Genomic DNA, 19,009 nt, shown 5'->3' with positions numbered 1-19,009 from the left:
GCCGTCAGCGGCCGCTGACTTTCAAAATTTTCGCCGCAGCTTCGACCCCGCCGGCGCGCTGTAAGCCGGGTACGAAGAAGACCTTAGCGAGATCTTCGTCAGACACCTTAAAGGCGATCGGAGCGACGTTGAAGCGCACCGGAACCGTCGTGGTGGCCGCCCCGAACAGAGCCCACCACTGGGCGTCGCGTTCGGCCGCGACTTCCAGTGTTTCGGCTGGCCGTTTGGCCCCCAGCCAGTGCAGGGCAGCCTGGACGTCCTGGACGCGGGCGGCGGAGTCACTGCGGTTGAAGGTGAGGAAATGGCGGTGCGAGCGGTCGCGCGCAGCCTTGGCAGAGCCGGTCTGGAACGCGTCGATGAGCAGGATGGCGCGCCCATCCGCCTTCAGTTTTTGAAAGTGGGGGCTGGCTTCCGCGGCGGCGATGCCGTCCGGATGGAGATAGAGAACAGCGGGTCCCTTGCCATCGACGAACTTGTACGGAATGGGATCGCCCAGAGCCGGCGACGGTCCGGCCGCTTCGAAGAGGAGAGCCAGGCGCTGCTTCAATTCGGCCGGCGTGGCGGACTGCTGCATTTTGGCCGCCTCGGCTTTCCATTCGTCGAAGAGCTGGCTGAAGGAACGGGCATGATCCGGCCTGCTACGTCCGTAGAAGACGAGCATATCCTGGAGGGATTCGACGTTGACGCCTTTCTCCTGGAACTCGGGCTCTTCGGGCCGTAAGTGTTTGCGCAGGAAGCTGTAAACGGCCTGGCGGCTGTCCTTGTTGTAATTGTGGGGCGCGTCGAACTGGACGTTTTCTACCAGATTCGCTTTACCGTACAGCTCGTATAGTTTCCGGACGGCGGGAAACTCTTCGCGGGGCACGTTGCGGGTCCAGTCGCCGGTGGCGGCTACCATGAGCATGGGGCGCGGAGCGGTCATGGCCGCAATCTCGATATTGTTTGTACCGACACGCAGGCCGGGCGCGTTTTCACAGACACAGCCGCCCTGCATGATGCCGGAGACCATGTTGACGGGGGCCGAGACGGCGACGCGGGGGTCGACGGCGGTCAGGAGGAAATCCTGGGTGCCTCCGCCGGAAGCACCGGTGACGGCGAGTTTGGCGGCATCCACGTCGGGCAGCGAGGCGACAAAGTCGAGCGCCCGGATGGAGTTCCAGAGTTGCAGGCCGAGCGGTGTGAAGCCCCAGAGCTGGTACTCGGGTGAACTGAAGTCGTGCGTGGTCTGGGCGGTGTCGTTATAGCCGACCATGTCGTACGCAAAGACAACGAACCCATGGCGGGCGAGATTAATCGCCAGGGTTGGGGTGGAACAGAGCTGCTGATTTTCCAGGCGGCCATAATTCCAGTGGCCGTGGGGATGCAAAACGGCGGGGAATTTTCCCGCTTTTCCCTTGGGCCGGTAGAGATTTCCGCCCAACCAGTAGCCGGGCCGGGTCTCGATGGCCACCTTCTCGATGGAATAGCCGTCCCGATCGAGGCGATCGTAGACGAGGGGTTGGAGAGGGGTTTTCGCGGGCAGGGGCAGCAGGCCGGCGGCGGAGAGGATCTGGAGGCGGAGTTGCTGTTTCCGCTGTTCCCATTTTTCGAGGCTGGCCGGCGCCTGAAAGGTGACGTGAGTGTCAGTATTGGGACACTCCAGATTCCGACGGTCGGCAGCGGACGCAATCAGGACGGACGCGAGCACAAAAAGCAGTGGCCGCATGGACGGGAACCTCCTCCGAGGCATTCATGGTATCGCATCCCGCGGCAGGGTCAGCGCCGCAGTTTGCGGCAGTCGAAGAACTGCAGACGGCACCACGGGCAGTACCAGAGAGTGGCTCCGAAGAGCTGCTGAATGCGACTCAAGGGGTTGTTGTACAGGCCTTCGATGCGGTCGATTTTGGAGAACACCCGCAGGTCTCGAGTACCGCAGCGGGGGCAGCAGACGTGAAGAGAGAGCATGGGATAGCGCCGCCGGAGCGCCACCTTGTGAGTCTGCTTGCAGTCGAGGCAAATGTAGATTGCCGCGAACCTGAATCTCTCGGAAAGCGTTCTCCGTTGCCGGATCATTCGGCCACTCCGGCACGCCGGACAAACCATCGGTAGGCTCCTACTTTCTAGAGTCCCGGACGATGGGACTGGAACAATTATTTGAGTTGGGTTAACAAAAATCAAGTCGTTCGATAGTTGTTCCAGGGTGGGGCGTGATTCGAGGACTGACGCGGCAGGGCGCGATGCCCGATTGAGAGCAGGTTGTAACTACGGGCAAGGCCGCATACGCCAAGAAGAAAGTCCAGCTGGGCGCACTAGAATGGAATGATTGCCGCTCACTTCGGGAAGGAATGGAATGCCAGGGCGTCTTCACTTGATCACACTACGAGTTTTCGCTGCCGCGGCCTGTGCCGCGATGGCTCCGGCACCGGCACAGGTGCCTGCACTGACGGCCGCCGACTATGCGCGGGCCGAGAAGATGATGAACTACAACACCACTCCGCTGGTGTTTCATGCGAATGTGCGGGCAACGTGGGCCGGCAACGACAAGTTCTGGTATCGGGACGTGCGCCCGGACGGCAGCCAGTTTGTGATGGTGACAGCGGCCACAGGTACAAAGGCGCCGGCGTTCGACCATGAGAAACTGGCGGCCACGCTGTCTGACGCCGCGGGTACAAAGTATGACGCGCTACATCTGCCGTTCACTGATTTCGAGCTTTCGTCTGACGGCAAGAGCCTGAGCTTCACCGTCATGCCGGGTGGCGCCGGGGCGGAAGGCGGGCGTCCCAATGCGGCGCGGCCCCGCCGGTTCCGGTGTGATGTGCAGGGCACGGCGTGTACTGCGGAAGCCGGAGCGGCGGCAGGCGGCGGCGGACCACGTGGGATGCGCGGAGCTCGCAACGACGTGATTTCGCCGGACAAGATGAAGACCGCGTTTATCCGCGATTACAACCTGTGGATGCGCGACGTGGCCACGGGCAAAGAGACGCCACTGACGACTGACGGCGTAAAGGATTTCGGCTACGCCACGGACAATGCGGGTTGGACCAAGAGCGACCGGCCGATCCTGCTGTGGTCGCCGGATTCGAAGCGCATTGCCACATTCCAGCAGGATCAGCGCGGAGTGGGGGAGATGTACCTGGTCGATACCAAGGTGGGCCATCCGACGCTCCAGGCGTGGAAGTATCCGTTGCCGGGCGACACGACGGTGGCGATGATTCACCGCGTGGTGATTGAGGTGGATCCACCCAAAGTGGTGCGGCTGAAGATGGCGGCCGACCAGCACCGCTCGACGCTGTGCGACGACATTTCGTGCCGGGGCGGCGAATGGGCCGATGTGGAGTGGAGTCCGGACAGCCGGCAGGTGGCGTTCGTCTCGACTTCGCGCGACCACAAGCAGGAGAACCTGCGGCTGGCGGATGCGGCCAGCGGCGAGATCGGCGAGGTGTTGGAAGAGAAGGTCGACACGTTCTTCGAGTCCGGCGCGGGCCGCGTGAACTGGCGCTTCCTGCGCGGGTCAAACGAGATGATCTGGTTCTCGGAACGAGACAACTGGGGTCAGTTGTACCTGCACGACATGGCCACGGGCAAGCTGAAGCATCAGATTACAAAGGGCGAAGGTAACGTCACGCAATTGCTGCGCGTGGATGAGAAGAACCGGCTGCTGTATTTCCTGGGCGTCGGCAAGGAGAAGGGGCGCGACCCGTATTTCACGCACTTCTACCGCATCGGGTTTGATGGCAAGGGCATGAAGCTGTTGACGCCTGAGGATGCGAACCACGAGATCACGTTGTCGCCGGATGGCGCGTATTTCGTGGACAGTTATTCGAAGCCGGATGTGGCGCCGGTGGCCGTGCTGCGGGACTCCGATGGCAAGTTGATTAGCACGTTGGAGAAGGCGGACATCTCGAAACTGGTGGAAACGGGCTGGAAGCCGGCGATCCCGATCACGGTGAAGGCGCGCGATGGAGTGACGGACCTGTACGGCCTGATGTTCCGGCCGCTGAACTTCGATGCGAAGAAGAAGTATCCGATCATCAACCAGATCTACCCGGGACCACAGGGCGGCAGTGTCGGCGGCCGGTCGTTCCAGCCGACGCGCGGCGACACGCAGGCGCTGGCGGAACTGGGCTTCGTGGTGGTGCAGATTGACGGTATGGGGAATCCCGGACGGTCGAAGAAGTTCCATGAGTTTTACTACGCGAACATGGGCGACAACACGCTGCCCGACCAGATCGCGGGGATGAAGGAACTGGCCGCGAAGTACCCGTGGATCGACATCGACAAGGCCGGCATCTGGGGCCATTCGGGCGGCGGTTTCGCGACGGCCGATGCGATGTTCCGCTATCCCGATTTCTTTAAGGTGGGCATCTCGGAAGCGGGCAACCACGACAACCGGGTGTATGAAGACGACTGGGCCGAGAAGTGGCACGGGCTGTTGGTAAAGAATGCCGACGGCACGACCAACTACGACGACCAGGCGAACCAGAATCACGCGAAGAACCTGAAGGGCAAGCTGCTGCTGGCTCACGGCACGATGGACAGCAATGTTCCGCCGAACAATACGTTGTTGGTGGTGGACGCGCTGATCAAGGCGAACAAGGACTTCGACCTGCTGATGTTGCCGAATCGCGGACATGGCTTTGCGTCGGAGCCGTACATGATCCGCCGGCGGTGGGATTACTTTGTGAAGTGGCTGATGGGGGCCGAACCGCCCAAGGAGTATGAACTGCATCCTCCGGCGGCGGGCCGTGGGTTTGGCGCGCCAATGATGAGCGGCGCAGCGGAACAGCAGTAAACGCAGATCGGGCCGGCCCGCTGGCTGGAGACTCGCAATGTACGAGAGTCCAACTGGCAGAGCCGGCCCGATTTGCGTCCAGACCTAACGAGCGGCGGTTTGGGACTGGACCCGAAGCAGCGCGGCGGCCTCCGAGGAGTTCCGGGCCGCCGCGTCCTTCAGGTAGAACGCGGCCTGCTCAGGCCTGTTCAGGTGATGGGCGATGGCGCCGGCGTGATAGAGAACCCTGGGGTCCTTCACGCCAATCTGCAGGGTCTTTTGGATTTCGGCCTCGGCTTTCTCATATTCGCCATTGGCGGCCAGGGCCCAGGCATAGCAGTCGCGGGTGAACACATCCTGGCGGCGGACGATCTCGCGCTTCGCAATTTCCAGTGCTTTGGCCGGCTGTTTGGCGTGGTCGATGTAGTAGCTGATCAGCTCGTGGTTGGAGTTGTCGCCGAGCATGGATTCCGCCAGGGACTTGCGCTCAAATTCGGCAAACGCTTTAGCCGCTTCGTCGTTGCGGCCGGCAAGGGCGAGTTCCTCAGCCCAGGCGTACTGATTCTCGGCATGGGGCGCGGCTTCGTAGCGCTTCTGCAGGAGGGCGGCCGCTTCCTCGTGACGGTTCTGCGCTCCGCGGACGCGGGCGAGTGCGGCCTGCGCGTAGTGGTAGTTGGGGAAGATGCCGAGGGCGCCGATCGAGAACATCTCCGCCTGGGCCAGATCGCCGTTGATAAAGCTGAGATGGGACATCTGGGTGAGCAGCCAGGCGCGGTCCTCTGTCTCCGAGAAGGGTGTGGAGTCGTAAGCGGACTGCATCAACTGCATGGCGCCGGGCAGGCGTCCGTGAAGTTCGCGCAAGTAGGCAGCGCGAGTCAGGCCGGCGACATTGCCAGGTTTCAGGTTGAGCATCCACTGGGCCGCCTTGATGGCGTCGGCGTAGTTGCCGAGTTCGACGTTGGCGTCCACCAGATAGCCGTAGACGGTCACGTCGTCGGGCATTTGCTTGTTCAGCCGCGTAGCGGTTTCCAGAGCCTGTGCAAAGTCGTGCCGGCCGAGTTGGAGCCAGGCTTCGACCTTCAATGCCTCGAAGTTGGCGGGCGACACCGCCAGTGACTGCTTGAGGGTCGCTTCGGCCTTCGCGTAGTAGTCGACGTCCGAGGTTTCGCGGGCCCGGCGGGCGTAGGCCATGGCGAGACTGTTCAAGTAGGGCACGTGGTTCGGGTGGGCCTTGAGACCGGCCTGCGCCTTCTGGATGGCGTTTTCCGCCGGAGTGCCCGCGAGCGCCAGCGTGGCAATGAGGGCGAGGGAAGCGAAGAGTGTTTTATTCATGGAGGCGTCCAACTATCGAACTGGCGATCAGGGTCATGGGATGGGACGGGCCCGGTTGAGCCCGCCCCGATTCAAGTGCTAGAGGCTGGGACAGATGCCGCTCTCGTAGTAGGCGCAGCCGGGCTGGCCGGGGCCGGCATGCACGCTGTCGCGGCCGCTGTAGGCGGGGGCCATGAAGGGGAACGACGGCTGCAGCGGCGCGGTGCCGGTGTTCACGCCATCGCCCAGCGGGGTGCCGTACTTCTTGCCATCGACGAGAATGCCAGCGACGGCCCGCAGCGCGATGTCGAGCACGTCGTCACCCAGGCGGCGCCCATTGGGGAAGCCCGAGAGATCGCCGGCCAGGAAGCCGAGCCGCTTCTGCTGGGTGACCGCTGTGGGGCGGATGCCGGTGTTGAGGCGCAGCAGATCGGCCACGGGGCCGGCGTCGGAAGCGGCGCAGCCGGGGCAGATGGGCGCGGCGTACTGCACGAGCAGCAGCAGGTCTGTGCGCGGAGCGGGCGCCACCGGAACACCAATGCTGCCGAGGATCTTGGCGGCCAGGGGATCGAGGACGAAGCTGGCGAACTGGGCGTCGTTGATGGGATCGTCCATGCTGAACTTGTCCTTCGAGCCGGTGCCGATGATGGCTTCGTTGATGAGCGGATTGCCGAGGCGCTGAACCTGGGCCCAGGTTTCGGTGCCCGGATCACCCATCACCGTGGTCTTGTGGCGGGAGGTGGTGCCGTAGGTGCCGATGACGGCTTCCTTGTCCCCGGCGGGATGGGCTTTGCCGTCACTGGTAAGCAGGCTGATGGGTATTTCCAGGGCGATGGTATTCACGTCGAAGCCGGCCAGGGCGTTGGGTGCGTAGTTGTGCTGATCGTCGCCTTCGGCCATGGCGGGGAGAACGCCGCCGCCGGCCGCTTTGCGCAGGTTAACTGAGTCGAAGAAGCCGCCGAGGTCGATGTAGAAGGGATCGGCGACGGTGCCGGCGAAGGCGCGTACGCCCTGGCTGAGGCTGTAGACGCCCTGGGCGCGGAGGCCGTTGTAGTCGGGCATGGTTTTGGGGCCGACATTGGCGGGTACGGCATAGGTGTTCATACCGGCGGTGAGTTCCTGGGAGCCGGACTTGGTGACCATCGTGACGGTGTAGCTCTGGCGGAGATTGAAGCCTTCCGAACCAGCGCCGTCGAGGGCGGTGATGGCCGGAATGCCCGCCAGGTTTCCGACAAAGCCGGTGAATACGCCAGGGGCGCGGATTTCGGTTTTGAAGCGGATCTGGAAGGTGACGTCGGGCACGCCGTCGTGATTATTGTCGACCTTCATCTCGTAAAGGATGCCGGGGTCGAAGGGGAAGTAGTTGGGGCCGTTGGAGGGCTCGAGGAAGGGGTCGACATTGAGGATCATGACCACCTTGTCGGCCCGTTCGGGGCTGACGAAGGTGTACCAGTCCGTGATATCGGCTTTCTGGTCGAGGGCGGTGATGGGCGCCTCGCGGTGGCTGGCGGCGAACACCGCCGGCTGCTGGATGGTGAGGGTCGCCATGAGCATGGCGAGCGTGGTTCGTAGTGTTTTTGATCTGAGTATCATCAGTGTTTCCTCGCGGAATTGTGAAGCCGATGTTCATGTGTGGGTACGGCAACGCAGGGGGCAACGGATTTCGTTCAGGCAAGATTTTCGTGGTTTTCGGGCGGAATAAAATAATCCGGAAGAAAGTTGAAAAATCCCAATCCGGGCGTGATTCGATTTCGTACATACGTTGTTTACGGCGGCGCTTGGGTAGGGCTCTGGCCGGTGGAGCGGATTCGGGGTAAGCTGGCAAGGTGCGCTACCGGGAACACGCCCCACCCGCTCATCTGGCCGCTTCCGTGGAGTGTTTCTGGACGTACGACGCCGATCCTGCGCAGCCGGAGCAACGTGTGCTGCCCGACGCATGCGAGGACATCGTCTTCCTGCCGGACTCCGGCCTGCTGGCGGCAGTGGGGACCATGACGAAGGCGCAGGTCTATTCCCACGCTCACTCGCAAACCGTGGTGGGCGTTAGGTTTCATCCCTCCATGGCGCGGCCGTTCCTGGTAGTAGCCGGGAGTGAACTGGCGGATGAAATGGTGGATTTGGGCGGCCTGTGGGGTGTTCGCGGCGAGCAACTGCGCGGCCGGATGAGCGCAGCGGAGAGTGGGGCCGAGGCGGTGGCGCTGCTGGCGGGCGAGTTGCGGCCGGTGGAGGAGACTCCGGCGCAGAGGATGGTGCTGTGGGTGGCGGAGCAGGGCGGCAGGGTGCGGTTGGACGATCTGGCGCGGTTTGCGGGCTTGAGCCAGCGGCATTTGCGACGGATCTTCCTGGAACAGACAGGCGTGTCGCCGAAACTGTTCTGCCGGGTGGTGCGTTTCCGCAGCCTGGTGAGCCGGTTGGCGCAGAAGAATGAGGCGAACTGGGCCGACCTTGCGCTGGACTACGGGTACTACGACCAGAGCCACCTGGTGAACGAGTTCCGCGAGCTCAGCGGTTTGACGCCCACGGCTTTCGTCGCCAGGCCGTGACCGTTTTTTCCAAGACGGGACAGCCGCGTCGCGGCTAATCTAATCCCCATGAAGATTACAGCCGTTCTGATTGTGGAAGCGATTGAGCCGTGCCTGACGTTCTGGGTGGACCGGCTCGGGTTTGAGAAGACCGTAGAGGTGCCGGAAGGCGAGGGGCTCGGCTTTGCGATCCTGCAGAAGGACGGTGCGGAGCTGATGTTCCAAACGCGGGAGAGTGTCGCCAAGGACGTACCGCAAATGATCCCGGGCCTGACTGGCCAAGGGGTGGGCCTCTTTATCGAAGTGCCGGATTTTGACGACCTGCTGACCCGCGTGACGGGTCTGGAGGTGGTGATGCCGGAAAGAACAGCGTTCTACGGGATGAGGGAGATCGTGGTGCGCGAGCCCGGCGGATTCGCTGTTTGTTTCGCCAGCCGGATCGAATCGCCCAAGGAGTAGACAGGGGGCCGGCGGCATGGGGCAGGTACGGATCGTACTCCTATCCTAAGGTTGTTCCGCAGCCGCCGGACTGCTAGCATCTGCTCATGCGAATTGCAGCAGGCTGGCCGGTCCTGTTCTGCCTGGCGATGGCCTGCACGCCGGCCCATGCCCAACAACCCAGAATCTTCCCGGAGCGCTGGGTGTATGTCGCGCTGAATCCTGGCGAAGCCGATGCGGTGGCCAAGTTCCAGTCGATTGTGGATACGGCGGCCGGCCACGGGTTGACCGGCATCGTGTTGAATGGGAGCTTTGACGGCAACGTCTGGAACAGCCCGGCATTCAAGGCTGCCTGCGCGCAGATGCGGCAGGTTGCGGCGGTGAAGGGGCTGGAGATCATCCCGGCCGTGTTTGCGCTGGGGTATGGCGCGGGCAAAGGCTACGACCCCAATCTGATGGAAGGCCTGCCGGTGAACGACCAGTTGTTTGTCGTGAATGGCGGGGTGGGGCGGCTGGTGCCCGATCCGGCTCCGGTGCTGCAGAATCCTGGAGTGGATCCAGCCCCCGGGACGGATAGCCTGGCTCCATGGGCGCAAGTAATGCCTGGGGTCTCGTCGTTCGTGGATCGTACGGAGTTTCACGCGGGCGGAGCTTCGGTGCGGTTAGAGAATTTCGGCGCGGCACCGGATCGGACGGTCCTGATCCGGCAGTGGGTCCAGGTGCGGCCCAACCGGGTGTACCGGCTCACGTACTGGACCAAGAGCAGCGGACTGAAATCGGACGAGGAGCGACTGGTCCAGATCATGGGGCAGGACGGGCGCTCCCTTTCTCCCCGGGAAGACCTGACCCTGACTCGCGGCTGGACGAAGTTCACCATGGGGTTCAACAGCTGGAACAACACCGAGGTGGAGATTCAGGCAGGAGTCTGGTTGGGCACGGCGGGGCAGTTGTGGCTGGACGATTTCCAATTGGAAGAGGTGGGGTTGACGAATGTGCTGCGCCGCCCGGGCGCGCCGTTGACGGTGAAATCGGAGCAGACCGGCGCCGTTTATACGGAGAATGTGGATTTCGGGCGCATCGTCGATCCGCAGTTGGATTTCCAGTTTCAGCATGAAGGCCCGGTGATTACGATTCCCGCGGGCAGCCGGATCCAGGAAGGCGAACGGCTGAGGGTGAGCTACTACCACGGGATGGCGGCATTCAACTCCCAGGTCTCCACCTGCATGAGTGAAGAGGCGGTGTACGACCTGATGGCCGTGACGGCCCGCAACATCAACGACTGGTTGGCGCCGAAGCGCTGGCTGCTGTTCATGGACGAGCTGCGCGCGGGCGGGACCTGCGATGCCTGCCGGCGACGGGGCATCTCCATTTCGCAGATGCTGGCCGATTCCATGTTGCGGCAGCAGGCGATTGTCCGGGCGGTGCGTCCGGATGCGGAGTTCATCACGTGGTCGGACATGTTCGATCCGTACCACAATGCCCGTCCGCTGTATTACCTGTTGGATGGCGACCTGACCGGCGTGGCCGATCTGCTGCCGAAGGATCTCAAGATCATCGCGTGGGAGCCGACGCGCCGGAAGCAGACGCTGCCCTACTTTGACAGCCGAGGATTCCGGACGATGGCGGCCTCCTATTACGACACCGGCAGCATGGCCAGTACACTCGACTGGCTGTCTGATCTGTATGCAACGCCCGGCGCCGACGGCATCATGTACACGACCTGGGCGCGGGACTACAGCCGCCTGGCCGAATTCGGCGACCTGGTCTCAAGTGCCAATCCCTCCACGATTCCGGTGCAGCAGGTGGCGTTGAATCCCGCGACGCTGCAGGGCGGCGTCACCAGCATCACCAATACGGTGACACTGTCCGCACCGGCGCCGGCCAACGGTGCCTTCGTGGCGCTGCACAGCTCGAACGCCGTGGTAGCAGCGGTGCCACTGGCTATTACTGTGCCCGCCGGCATGACCAGCGCCTCGTTCACGGTAGCCTCGCGCGGGGTCGCCGCTCAAACGGTAATCCAGATCTCGGCTACAGCGGGCGGAGTGACGACTACCGCCGACCTGACCGTGTTGCCGGTGAAACTGGCCAGCCTGGCTGTGCCGGCCCTGGCCGCGGCCAAGGTGCAATTCACGGGCATGGTGACGATTGATACGCCGGCCCCTCCGGGCGGCATCGCTGTGAACCTGACCAGTTCCAATCCCGCTGCGCTGCCCGTGCCCGCCAGTGTCAGCATTGCGACGGGCAGCACCACGGCGCAGTTCAAAGCGACTTCGGCCTGGCCTGGCGCGCAGGCGCCCGTTGTACTGACGGCGCAGGCTCCGGGTACGCAGCAGACAGCGAATGTGCTGGTGGTCGCCGGGCAGCTCAGCAGCCTGACGCTGCAGACACCCACGGTCGGCGGCACCGCGCTCACGAACAACCGGGTGACCCTGACCAGCCTGGCCGCGGCGCCCGTAACCGTAAATCTAGCGTCCTCCAGTCCGTCGGCGGCCAGCGTGCCGGCCTCCGTGGTGGTGCCGGCCGGCGCATCGTCGGCTGTATTCCCCATCACCTCGACAGCGGTCTCCTCCCCAATCAACGTGAACCTGACAGCGGAACTGGACGGCGTGACCAGAACGGTTGCCGGCACGATTCAACCGGCCGCCCTGAACGCCCTGGTGCCAGGTTATGCGCCGCTGGTGGCCGGCGTAACAGCCACCGGCGTGGTTTCGCTCAACGGCCCGGCGGGTCCTGGCGGAGCGAGCGTGGCGTTAAGCAGCGCGGATCCCCTCGTCCTGAACGTGCCCGCGAATGTACTGATACCGGCTGGCAAGGCCTCCGGGACATTCTCCATGATCGTGTCCGCGGCGGCCGCCGGGCAGAGTGTCGCACTCACGGCGAGTTACCTGGGCGTCGTCAAGACGGCCACCGCGCAGATCATCGCGGTGACGCTGAAGAGTATCACCGTGCCTGCTACGGCGGTGTCCGGCACCTTGATCAAGACGAGTTCCGTGACTTTATCGGGACCGGCACCCACGGGTGGAATTGTCGTGGCGCTGAGTTCCTCAGACCCGGCAGCCGCCGCTGTCCCTGCATCCGTCACTGTTCCGGCTGGAGCCTCGACCGCTGCCTTCAACATCACAACGGTGGCGGGGGTCTCATCGCCCGGAGTCACGATTACCGCTTCGGCGAACGGCGTTTCGCGGACCGGCACACTGCAACTCACTTCAGTGACGCTGACTGCATTTAGTGCGGGAGCCGCCAGCTCAACAGGCGGCCTGCCCTTGAAGGGCACGATCACGCTGGGCGGGCCGGCGCCGGCCGCTGGAGTGACGGTTGCGCTGCAATCCTCGAACACCGCGGTGGCGCCCTTGCCGGCGAGTGTTCTCATTGCCGGAGGAACGAGCTCAGCCACCTTCAACTACACTCCGGGCGTGGTGCTGGCTCCAGTGTCTGTCACCCTATCCGCCAGCTATGGCGGAATCACCAAACAGGCAGCGCTCAGCGTGCTGGCTCCGGCATTGAAGAGTCTGACCATGCCGCTGGCCAGCATCGGCGGGCGGACGAGTACGGCCAATACGGTGGCGATTACGGGACCGGCTCCGGCAGCGGGCGCGGTTATTGGTTTGACCAGTTCGAACCCGGCGGCGGTGCCCGTACCGTTGTCTGTCACGATTCCGGCCGGCGCGTCCTCGGCCACCTTCTCCATCAGTCCGCCAGCCGTGACTACGCCGTTCAGTGTGACCATCACCGCCAACTATGGCGGTGCATCCCGATCGATCGATGTGACGATCCAGGCGGCCGCGCTGAGTTCGCTCAGCATCGGGACAGCTCCGGTGACCGGGGGCGTGCAGGTGAATGGGTTGATCGGCTTGACGGGTCCGGCGCCGGCCGGTGGACTCTCGGCCGTGCTCACAGGCACGGGCGTGTTTCAGACGCTGCCGTCCAGCGTGACGATCCCCGCCGGGGGGACGCTGGGCACATTCTCTTTCAAACCAGCGACGACCGCGGCGCCCACCAGCATTCAGATCACAGTGACCCTGGGTGGAATTACGAAATCCTCGGCGCTGCAGGTGCTGCCGCCGGTGTTGAAGGCCGTCACAGCCCCGGCCGCACTGAAATCGGGTCAATCGGCCAACGGGACCCTCAGCCTGACCGGGCCGGCCACGGCAGGCGGTGTCGTGGTGAGTCTGTCGGATTCGAGCGGGGGCCTGCTGACGATGCCCGCGAGTGTGACGTTTCCCGCCGGTAGCAGCCTGATCAGTTACGTGGTGAAGGCGGGCAGTATCGCCGCAGCGACTACGGCGACGATCACAGCGACGCAGGGTGTGACGGTGAAACAGGCGTCAGTGGCGCTAAACCCATAGAATCACAAGCGCCAAGCCTGATTTGAGGAAGTTTGGTGAGCCGGGCGGGGGTCGAACCCGCGACCACCTGATTAAAAGTCAGATGCTCTACCACTGAGCTACCGGCCCACTCTGGGATACCCGGCGGGCGGGCACCTTTGACTAGGATACCAAGGGTACCCCATGGGTGTACAATCAAAGATCGTACAATCAGTACCCTTGGATCCTTCCCCTTTCACATTTACCGCTAAAGTGGCCCACAATCGCGCCTTTGATTGTGATTGAATAGGGGCATGGCAGACCCGGTCATCTTAATCGCTAATGGGGATCTGCGCCTATCAGCCAACCAGACGTGTTGGGCGGCGCAGGCAGAAGTAGAGCAGATGGTCATCGAGGCGGTGCGTGCCTTCGGTCATGAAATCGAACGCGGCCATCCTTATGATGAGACCAAACAGCACGGCTTCATTGACAGCCAGAAGCATGGCATGGAGGTGTTCCGGCAGATTCCTCCCGCCGCGCCGCTGATTGTTGTCGAGGCGGTCTGGCAGTACAGCCACCACGTGCTCCACGGGCTTTATACCCACCAGGGCCCCATCCTGACTATCGCCAACTGGAGCGGGCAATGGCCCGGACTCGTCGGCATGCTGAATCTCAACGCCAGCCTCACCAAGGCCGGTATACCCTACTCTACGTTGTGGTCAGAAGACTTCAAGGACGAAGCCTTCCTCGGCGGCCTGAAGCGCTGGCTGAACGGCGAGAAAGTCACCCACGACAACAGCCACGTCCGGCCCCTGGGCGCCTTGCGTTTGCCGAAACAGGCCGAAGAGACCGGCTCCGCCATGGCGCGCGAACTGTACCGGGACAAGGCCATCATGGGCATTTTCGACGAGGGCTGCATGGGCATGTACAACGCCATCATCCCCGACGAACTGCTGCACCGCACGGGCGTCTTCAAAGAGCGGCTCAGCCAGAGCGCGCTCTACGCCGAGTTGCTGACGGTGGGCGACGCGGAAGCCCAGACTGTCCGCGACTGGCTCGATGCCAAGGGCATGAAGTTCATGACCGGCCCGAATCCGGACACCGACCTCACAGATGGCCAGATTCTGGACCAGTGCAAGATGTACATCGCCGCACTGCGCATCGCCGACGATTTCGGCTGCGCCACCATCGGCATCCAGTATCAGCAGGGACTCAAGGACCTGGTACCCGCCTCGGACCTGGTGGAAGGCCTGCTGAACAACGTCGACCGCCCGCCCGTGAATTCGCGTGATGGCTCGCGTGTCCTGTTTGAAGGCAAAGCCCTGCCCCACTTCAACGAAGTGGACGAGTGCTGCGGCCTGGACGCGCTGATCACCAATCGCGTCTGGACGAAGCTCGGCTACGATCCGGAGACGACGCTGCACGACGTGCGCTACGGCGAGCAGTACAACGGCGAGTACGTCTGGGTGTACCTCATCTCCGGCGCCGTGCCTCCGGCCCACAATCAGGGCGGCTACGCCGGCACCACCAGCGAACGCCAGCCAGCGATGTACTTCAAGAAGGGCGGCGGGACCGTGAAGGGCATCTCCAAGGCCGGCGAACTGGTCTGGAGCCGCATCTTCATCGACTCGGGCATCCTCAAAGCCGACATCGGCCGCGCCAAGGCAATCGACCTGCCGGCGGAAGAGACCGACCGCCGCTGGAACCTCACGACCCCGCCATGGCCCATCATGCACGCCGTGCTGCACGGAGTGTCGCGCGACCAGTTCATGGGGCGGCACAAGTCCAACCACATCAACGTGGCCTATGCGCCCACGGCCGAGGATGCAAACAAGGCCCTGGCCGTAAAAGCGGCCATGTTCCGCGACCTGGGCATTGATGTCCACGTGTGCGGCACCAACCACGGCCTGGGCGAATAGCGCCCATTCCAATTCGTCAACTTCGAACGCGCCGGATCCCGCACCGGCGCGTTTTTGTTGTGGCTGCCGGCGTTCGCGATGCCCTCGTAGAAGCGCCTCTGATATGCTAGAAAATTCAGCGTTTCTGGAGGTACTTCCTTTGCGAGTCGGCATGATCGGCACGGGCGCGATTTCCCACAAACACGCGCAGGCCTATAAGAACATCGGTTACCGGATCACTGTCTGCACGGACGTGTTTCCGGAGGCAGGTCAACGCTTCGCCGATCAGTACGGCTGCGAGTTTGTGCCCACTTACGAAGAGGTCTGCAGCCATCCCGACGTCGATTACGTCGACGTCTGCACCTTCCCCGACTTCCGCCTGCAGCCCATCGAGGTCGCGGCCAAAAACGGCAAGGCGATCCAGGTGCAGAAGCCGATTTCGACGAACGTCGAGACCGCCCGCAAGATGATCGAAACGGCGAAAGCCGGCGGCGTCGTGCTGGGTGTCGTGAGCCAGCACCGCTTTGACGACTCCACCATCTTCGTCAAAAAGGCCATCGATGACGGCCGCCTGGGCAAGATCCTGCAGGCCGACGCCTACGTCAAATGGTGGCGCAGCGAAGCGTACTATTCCCGCTCGATCAAGGGCAGTTGGGCCGTGGAAGGCGGCGGCGCTCTCATCAACCAGGCCGTCCATCAGGTGGACGTGCTGGGTTATCTCGTGGGCGGCGTGGCCGAGCTCTACGGGCAGTGGCAACTGGCCGCTCGACACAGAATCGAGAGCGAAGACGTGATCAATGCGCTGCTGAAGTATAAGAGCGGCGCGACGGGCGTCATCCAGGCCTCCACCGCTTTCTGGCCCGGCTACTCCGAACGCATCGAAATCCACGGCACCAAGGGCACCTGCATCTTTACCGGCGACAAGCTCACCACATGGGATGTGGATTGCGATACGGGCGAACCGGCACCCGTGGAGAAGGAAGTCATGAGCGGCTCGTCCGACCCCATGGCGATTCCGCTCACGCCGTTTGAACGCCAGTTCCTCGACTTCGGCAATGCGGTGAAGAACAACACGACGCCGCTGGTCTCGGGCGAAGAGGGCCTGAAGGCACTGGAGATCGTGGAAGGCGTCTACCAGAGCTGCCGCAGCGGCATGCCGGTGAAGTTCTAGCCACATGAGTTGGACCGAAGTGCGTGTTCCGGCGACGAGCGCCAACCTGGGGCCGGGGTTCGACGCCCTGGGCATGGCGCTCAGCATCTATCTGGAGTGCCGTTTCCGGCGCGCCGAGAAGCTGATCATTACACCCTCGGGCCGTGATGCGGGCATGATCTCGTCGGGTCCGGAGAACCTGATCTGGCAGACCGCGCTGCAGGTGAGCGAGCACACCGGGCGCCCGATGCCCATGATCGAGCTGCAGGTGAACAACGACATTCCTATCGGCAAAGGCCTCGGCTCGTCCGCGGCGGCGCTGGTGGCCGGTGTCGTGATCGCCGACGAGGTACTGGGCCTGGGCTGGGACCGTCACAAGATCCTCGATGAAGCGGCGCGGATCGAAGGCCACCCGGATAACGTCGCTGCCGCGGCGTTGGGTTCCATCGTGGCCAGCGCCATCGACACCGACGGCATCACGCGCGCCGTGCGGATGCAGCTGCCGGCCCGCTACGGCATCGCCATCATCGTGCCGGACTTCATCCTGCCGACATCGGAAGCACGCGCCGTACTGCCGCAGAGCTACTCCCGCGCCGATGCCGTGTTCAACATCCAGCGCTCGGCTCTGCTGATCGCGGCCATGTTGACGCAGACCACCGACGCCTTCCACGAGGCGTTGATGGACCGGCTGCATCAGCCTTATCGCGCACGCCTGGTGCCCGGCCTCAGCGAGATGCTGGAACTGCGCGTGGAAGGCCTGCTGGGCTGTGCGCTCTCTGGCGCCGGTCCCAGCGTCCTGGTGTTTTATGAACGCGGCCACGAGGAAGTCTGCGAGCAGATGCGCGGCATCTTCCAGAAGCATGGCCACGGCAGCGAGATCCTCTGGGCGCATATCCCGGACCATGGATACGATCTGCTGCAAGGCCTGTAATCGCGCACTACAATAGGATTGCCATGGCGAAGTCAAAATCGGTCGCGTTTGAAGTGGATTGTCCGTGCTGCGGAGCCACGCTGAAGATCGATCCGGAAGTAAAGGCTGTTCTCAGCCACAAGGCCAAACCGGCCGTCCGCACGCTGGACGACATCAGCACCGGCATCGCCAAGCTGAAAGATGCCGAGCAGCAGCGTGAGGATGCGTTCCAGAAGTCCTTCCAGGCGATGAAGTCGAACAAGGACGTGCTGTCCCGCAAGTTCGACGAACTGCTGAAGCAGGCCAAGGAAGAAGATCCCACCAAGCCGCCGCCGAAGCCGTTCGACCTCGACTAGTTCACCTGCGCCAGTTCCAGAATCACGATGGCGACGTCCGTCACCTTATCCAGGTCGATGCCGGTCTCGTCTTCCGCGTCGTAGATCTCGAGCTTCTTCGTACCCGTGGGCGTGATCAACGTGGCGGACTTGTACTTGCCCAGCAGGTGCACCGTGATGTTCTCCACCGGATAGTCGGAGTAGTTCACCAGGTGCAGCGCCAGCCTGCCGCTGGCCGGATCGCCTTTCAAATTCGACAGCATGCTGGGCGCACCGAACAGCCGGGCAGCGAAATTCCGGCGGCCGATCACGCCGTTGATCTCACGCCAGATGTCTTCCATCTGCTTCAATGAACTCTCGGGGAACGTGATGGCATCGCCCTCGGGAATCGCCATCTTCCACGCAGGCGGTCCGCTCAACACCATCGCACCCTTGCGCGCCACGCCGCGCACGGCGTCTTTCTGTTCCTGCGACAGCGCCGATGGGTCGATGTTCAGCAGCAGCCGCACGTCTTTCGGCGTGGAAATCGGCAAACGCTCAGGCGTCACGACTCGCGCCGGAATGTGTTTGGCCGCAATCATGTCCAGGATGCTGCCGGACATCAGTGCGCCGGATGAGGCGTCCTGCAGCACCGCCAGACCGCTGAAATCGGGCCAGGCAGCGATTTCCTTGTGATCCTCATAGAACTTCAGCACTGAATTGATCCGCGTCCAGCCCGCCAGCGCCTTTTCGTCGCCCTTGCGCAGCAGCGCCCAGTAGCCTGGATCCAGGGCGACCACCCAACGTGCCCCGGCCATGGCGGCATCGGCCACCGCCTGGATATAGCGCTCCGGCCCCAGGATGTTATTCTCCGGCGGCGTGTTGGCCAGCCATAGTGCCGTCGCCGGTGGAGTCACGGCCCTGGTAAACCGCAGGAAGCCCGAGTTGGTATCGACCCACGGAGAACTGCTGGGCCGCGCCTGCACGGCGCCCTTCTCCTCGGCGCGTACACCCGGCCACACGCCCTGTGTCGTACCAAGCACTTCGCCCGGATGCTCGATGGGCATCCTCGCGCGCGTCGTCAGGGTGAAGCGAACGGGACCGCCAGGCGAGTCGGACACAACCAGCGCGGATCCGTCCTGCTTCGTCGCCAGGACAGTAATGCCCTGCCCTTTCGCCGCTGCCGCGAAATCGCTCTTCCACACGGCGGAGTCCACCAGCAGGCAGTTGATGGGCGATTGCTTCAGCAGCGACAGTGATTCGACATCCGCCGCCGGCCAGCGGGCCGGGACGCAGGCGGACAACTGCACAGCCAACAGCAAAGAGGTGGTGATCAAGGCCAGCCGGTGCTCCTGCCTCCATTGTGCCAGCGCGGCGTGGTCTCGTGACTGAAATGTCAATCGGAATATACT

The 19,009-nt window shown here is 63.2% G+C and carries 13 protein-coding genes and 1 tRNA gene; 8 read left to right on the top strand and 6 right to left on the bottom strand.

Annotated elements, in window-relative coordinates; all coding sequences use genetic code 11:
- Positions 1 to 4: 4 nt before the first annotated feature.
- Positions 5 to 1,705, bottom strand: a complete 1,701-nt coding sequence (locus ACR9Y2_RS24160; RefSeq protein WP_435044236.1) for an alpha/beta hydrolase family protein — start codon at positions 1,703 to 1,705, stop codon at positions 5 to 7.
- A 50-nt stretch (positions 1,706 to 1,755) separates the two neighbouring features.
- Positions 1,756 to 1,968, bottom strand: a complete 213-nt coding sequence (locus ACR9Y2_RS24155; RefSeq protein WP_435044235.1) for a hypothetical protein — start codon at positions 1,966 to 1,968, stop codon at positions 1,756 to 1,758.
- 421 nt (positions 1,969 to 2,389) lie between these two features.
- On the opposite strand from ACR9Y2_RS24155, the gene ACR9Y2_RS24150 reads away from it, so the two are divergent.
- Complete coding sequence (locus ACR9Y2_RS24150) at positions 2,390 to 4,771, top strand: DPP IV N-terminal domain-containing protein (protein ID WP_435044900.1); 2,382 nt, start codon at positions 2,390 to 2,392, stop codon at positions 4,769 to 4,771.
- An 84-nt stretch (positions 4,772 to 4,855) separates the two neighbouring features.
- Here the strand turns inward: ACR9Y2_RS24150 and ACR9Y2_RS24145 are convergent, their stop codons facing one another.
- On the bottom strand, positions 4,856 to 6,082 hold the full coding sequence (locus tag ACR9Y2_RS24145) for a tetratricopeptide repeat protein (RefSeq protein WP_435044233.1): 1,227 nt from the start codon (positions 6,080 to 6,082) through the stop codon (positions 4,856 to 4,858).
- Positions 6,083 to 6,160: 78 nt separating this feature from the next.
- Entirely contained in the window at positions 6,161 to 7,654 is a 1,494-nt protein-coding gene (locus tag ACR9Y2_RS24140) for a DUF4331 domain-containing protein (RefSeq protein ID WP_435044232.1), read from the bottom strand.
- A gap of 233 nt (positions 7,655 to 7,887) precedes the next feature.
- On the opposite strand from ACR9Y2_RS24140, the gene ACR9Y2_RS24135 reads away from it, so the two are divergent.
- The 3 genes from ACR9Y2_RS24135 to ACR9Y2_RS24125 all read left to right on the top strand — a co-directional run bounded on the left by ACR9Y2_RS24135 (position 7,888) and on the right by ACR9Y2_RS24125 (position 13,367).
- Positions 7,888 to 8,604 (top strand): DUF6597 domain-containing transcriptional factor, encoded by a 717-nt coding sequence (locus ACR9Y2_RS24135; protein ID WP_435044231.1) that lies wholly within the window; start codon positions 7,888 to 7,890, stop codon positions 8,602 to 8,604.
- 48 nt (positions 8,605 to 8,652) lie between these two features.
- Positions 8,653 to 9,042, top strand: coding sequence for a VOC family protein (locus tag ACR9Y2_RS24130; protein WP_435044230.1), 390 nt, complete (start codon positions 8,653 to 8,655; stop codon positions 9,040 to 9,042).
- Between the two features lie 86 nt (positions 9,043 to 9,128).
- A complete protein-coding gene (locus tag ACR9Y2_RS24125; RefSeq protein WP_435044229.1) occupies positions 9,129 to 13,367 on the top strand; it encodes a beta strand repeat-containing protein in 4,239 nt (1,412 codons plus the stop codon).
- A gap of 33 nt (positions 13,368 to 13,400) precedes the next feature.
- Here ACR9Y2_RS24125 and ACR9Y2_RS24120 read toward each other — a convergent pair.
- Positions 13,401 to 13,475: transfer RNA gene (locus ACR9Y2_RS24120), tRNA-Lys, on the bottom strand.
- 164 nt (positions 13,476 to 13,639) lie between these two features.
- Between ACR9Y2_RS24120 and ACR9Y2_RS24115 the strand changes: the two genes are divergently transcribed.
- The 4 genes from ACR9Y2_RS24115 (at position 13,640) to ACR9Y2_RS24100 (ending at position 17,639) form a co-directional block, all read left to right on the top strand.
- The gene (locus ACR9Y2_RS24115; protein ID WP_435044228.1) at positions 13,640 to 15,244 is read left to right on the top strand and encodes a fucose isomerase; all 1,605 of its coding nucleotides are present in this window, start codon (positions 13,640 to 13,642) and stop codon (positions 15,242 to 15,244) included.
- A gap of 103 nt (positions 15,245 to 15,347) precedes the next feature.
- On the top strand, positions 15,348 to 16,394 hold the full coding sequence (locus ACR9Y2_RS24110; RefSeq protein ID WP_435044227.1) for a Gfo/Idh/MocA family protein: 1,047 nt from the start codon (positions 15,348 to 15,350) through the stop codon (positions 16,392 to 16,394).
- A gap of 4 nt (positions 16,395 to 16,398) precedes the next feature.
- Positions 16,399 to 17,304 carry a homoserine kinase gene (thrB, locus tag ACR9Y2_RS24105; protein ID WP_435044226.1) on the top strand — a complete coding sequence of 302 codons (906 nt, stop codon included), beginning with the start codon at positions 16,399 to 16,401 and terminating at the stop codon, positions 17,302 to 17,304.
- Positions 17,305 to 17,327: 23 nt separating this feature from the next.
- Positions 17,328 to 17,639, top strand: a complete 312-nt coding sequence (locus ACR9Y2_RS24100; protein WP_435044225.1) for a hypothetical protein — start codon at positions 17,328 to 17,330, stop codon at positions 17,637 to 17,639.
- Here the strand turns inward: ACR9Y2_RS24100 and ACR9Y2_RS24095 are convergent.
- Positions 17,636 to 18,997 carry a hypothetical protein gene (locus tag ACR9Y2_RS24095; RefSeq protein WP_435044224.1) on the bottom strand — a complete coding sequence of 454 codons (1,362 nt, stop codon included), beginning with the start codon at positions 18,995 to 18,997 and terminating at the stop codon, positions 17,636 to 17,638. The two genes, ACR9Y2_RS24100 and ACR9Y2_RS24095, sit on opposite strands and share 4 nt — an antisense overlap.
- Positions 18,998 to 19,009: the final 12 nt, after the last annotated feature.

This window comes from Paludibaculum fermentans (assembly GCF_051172195.1).
Taxonomy (GTDB): Bacteria; Acidobacteriota; Terriglobia; order Bryobacterales; family Bryobacteraceae; genus Paludibaculum; species Paludibaculum fermentans_A.
Note: the sequence above shows the minus strand (reverse complement) of the source record. Positions and strands in the feature narration are given on the sequence as shown.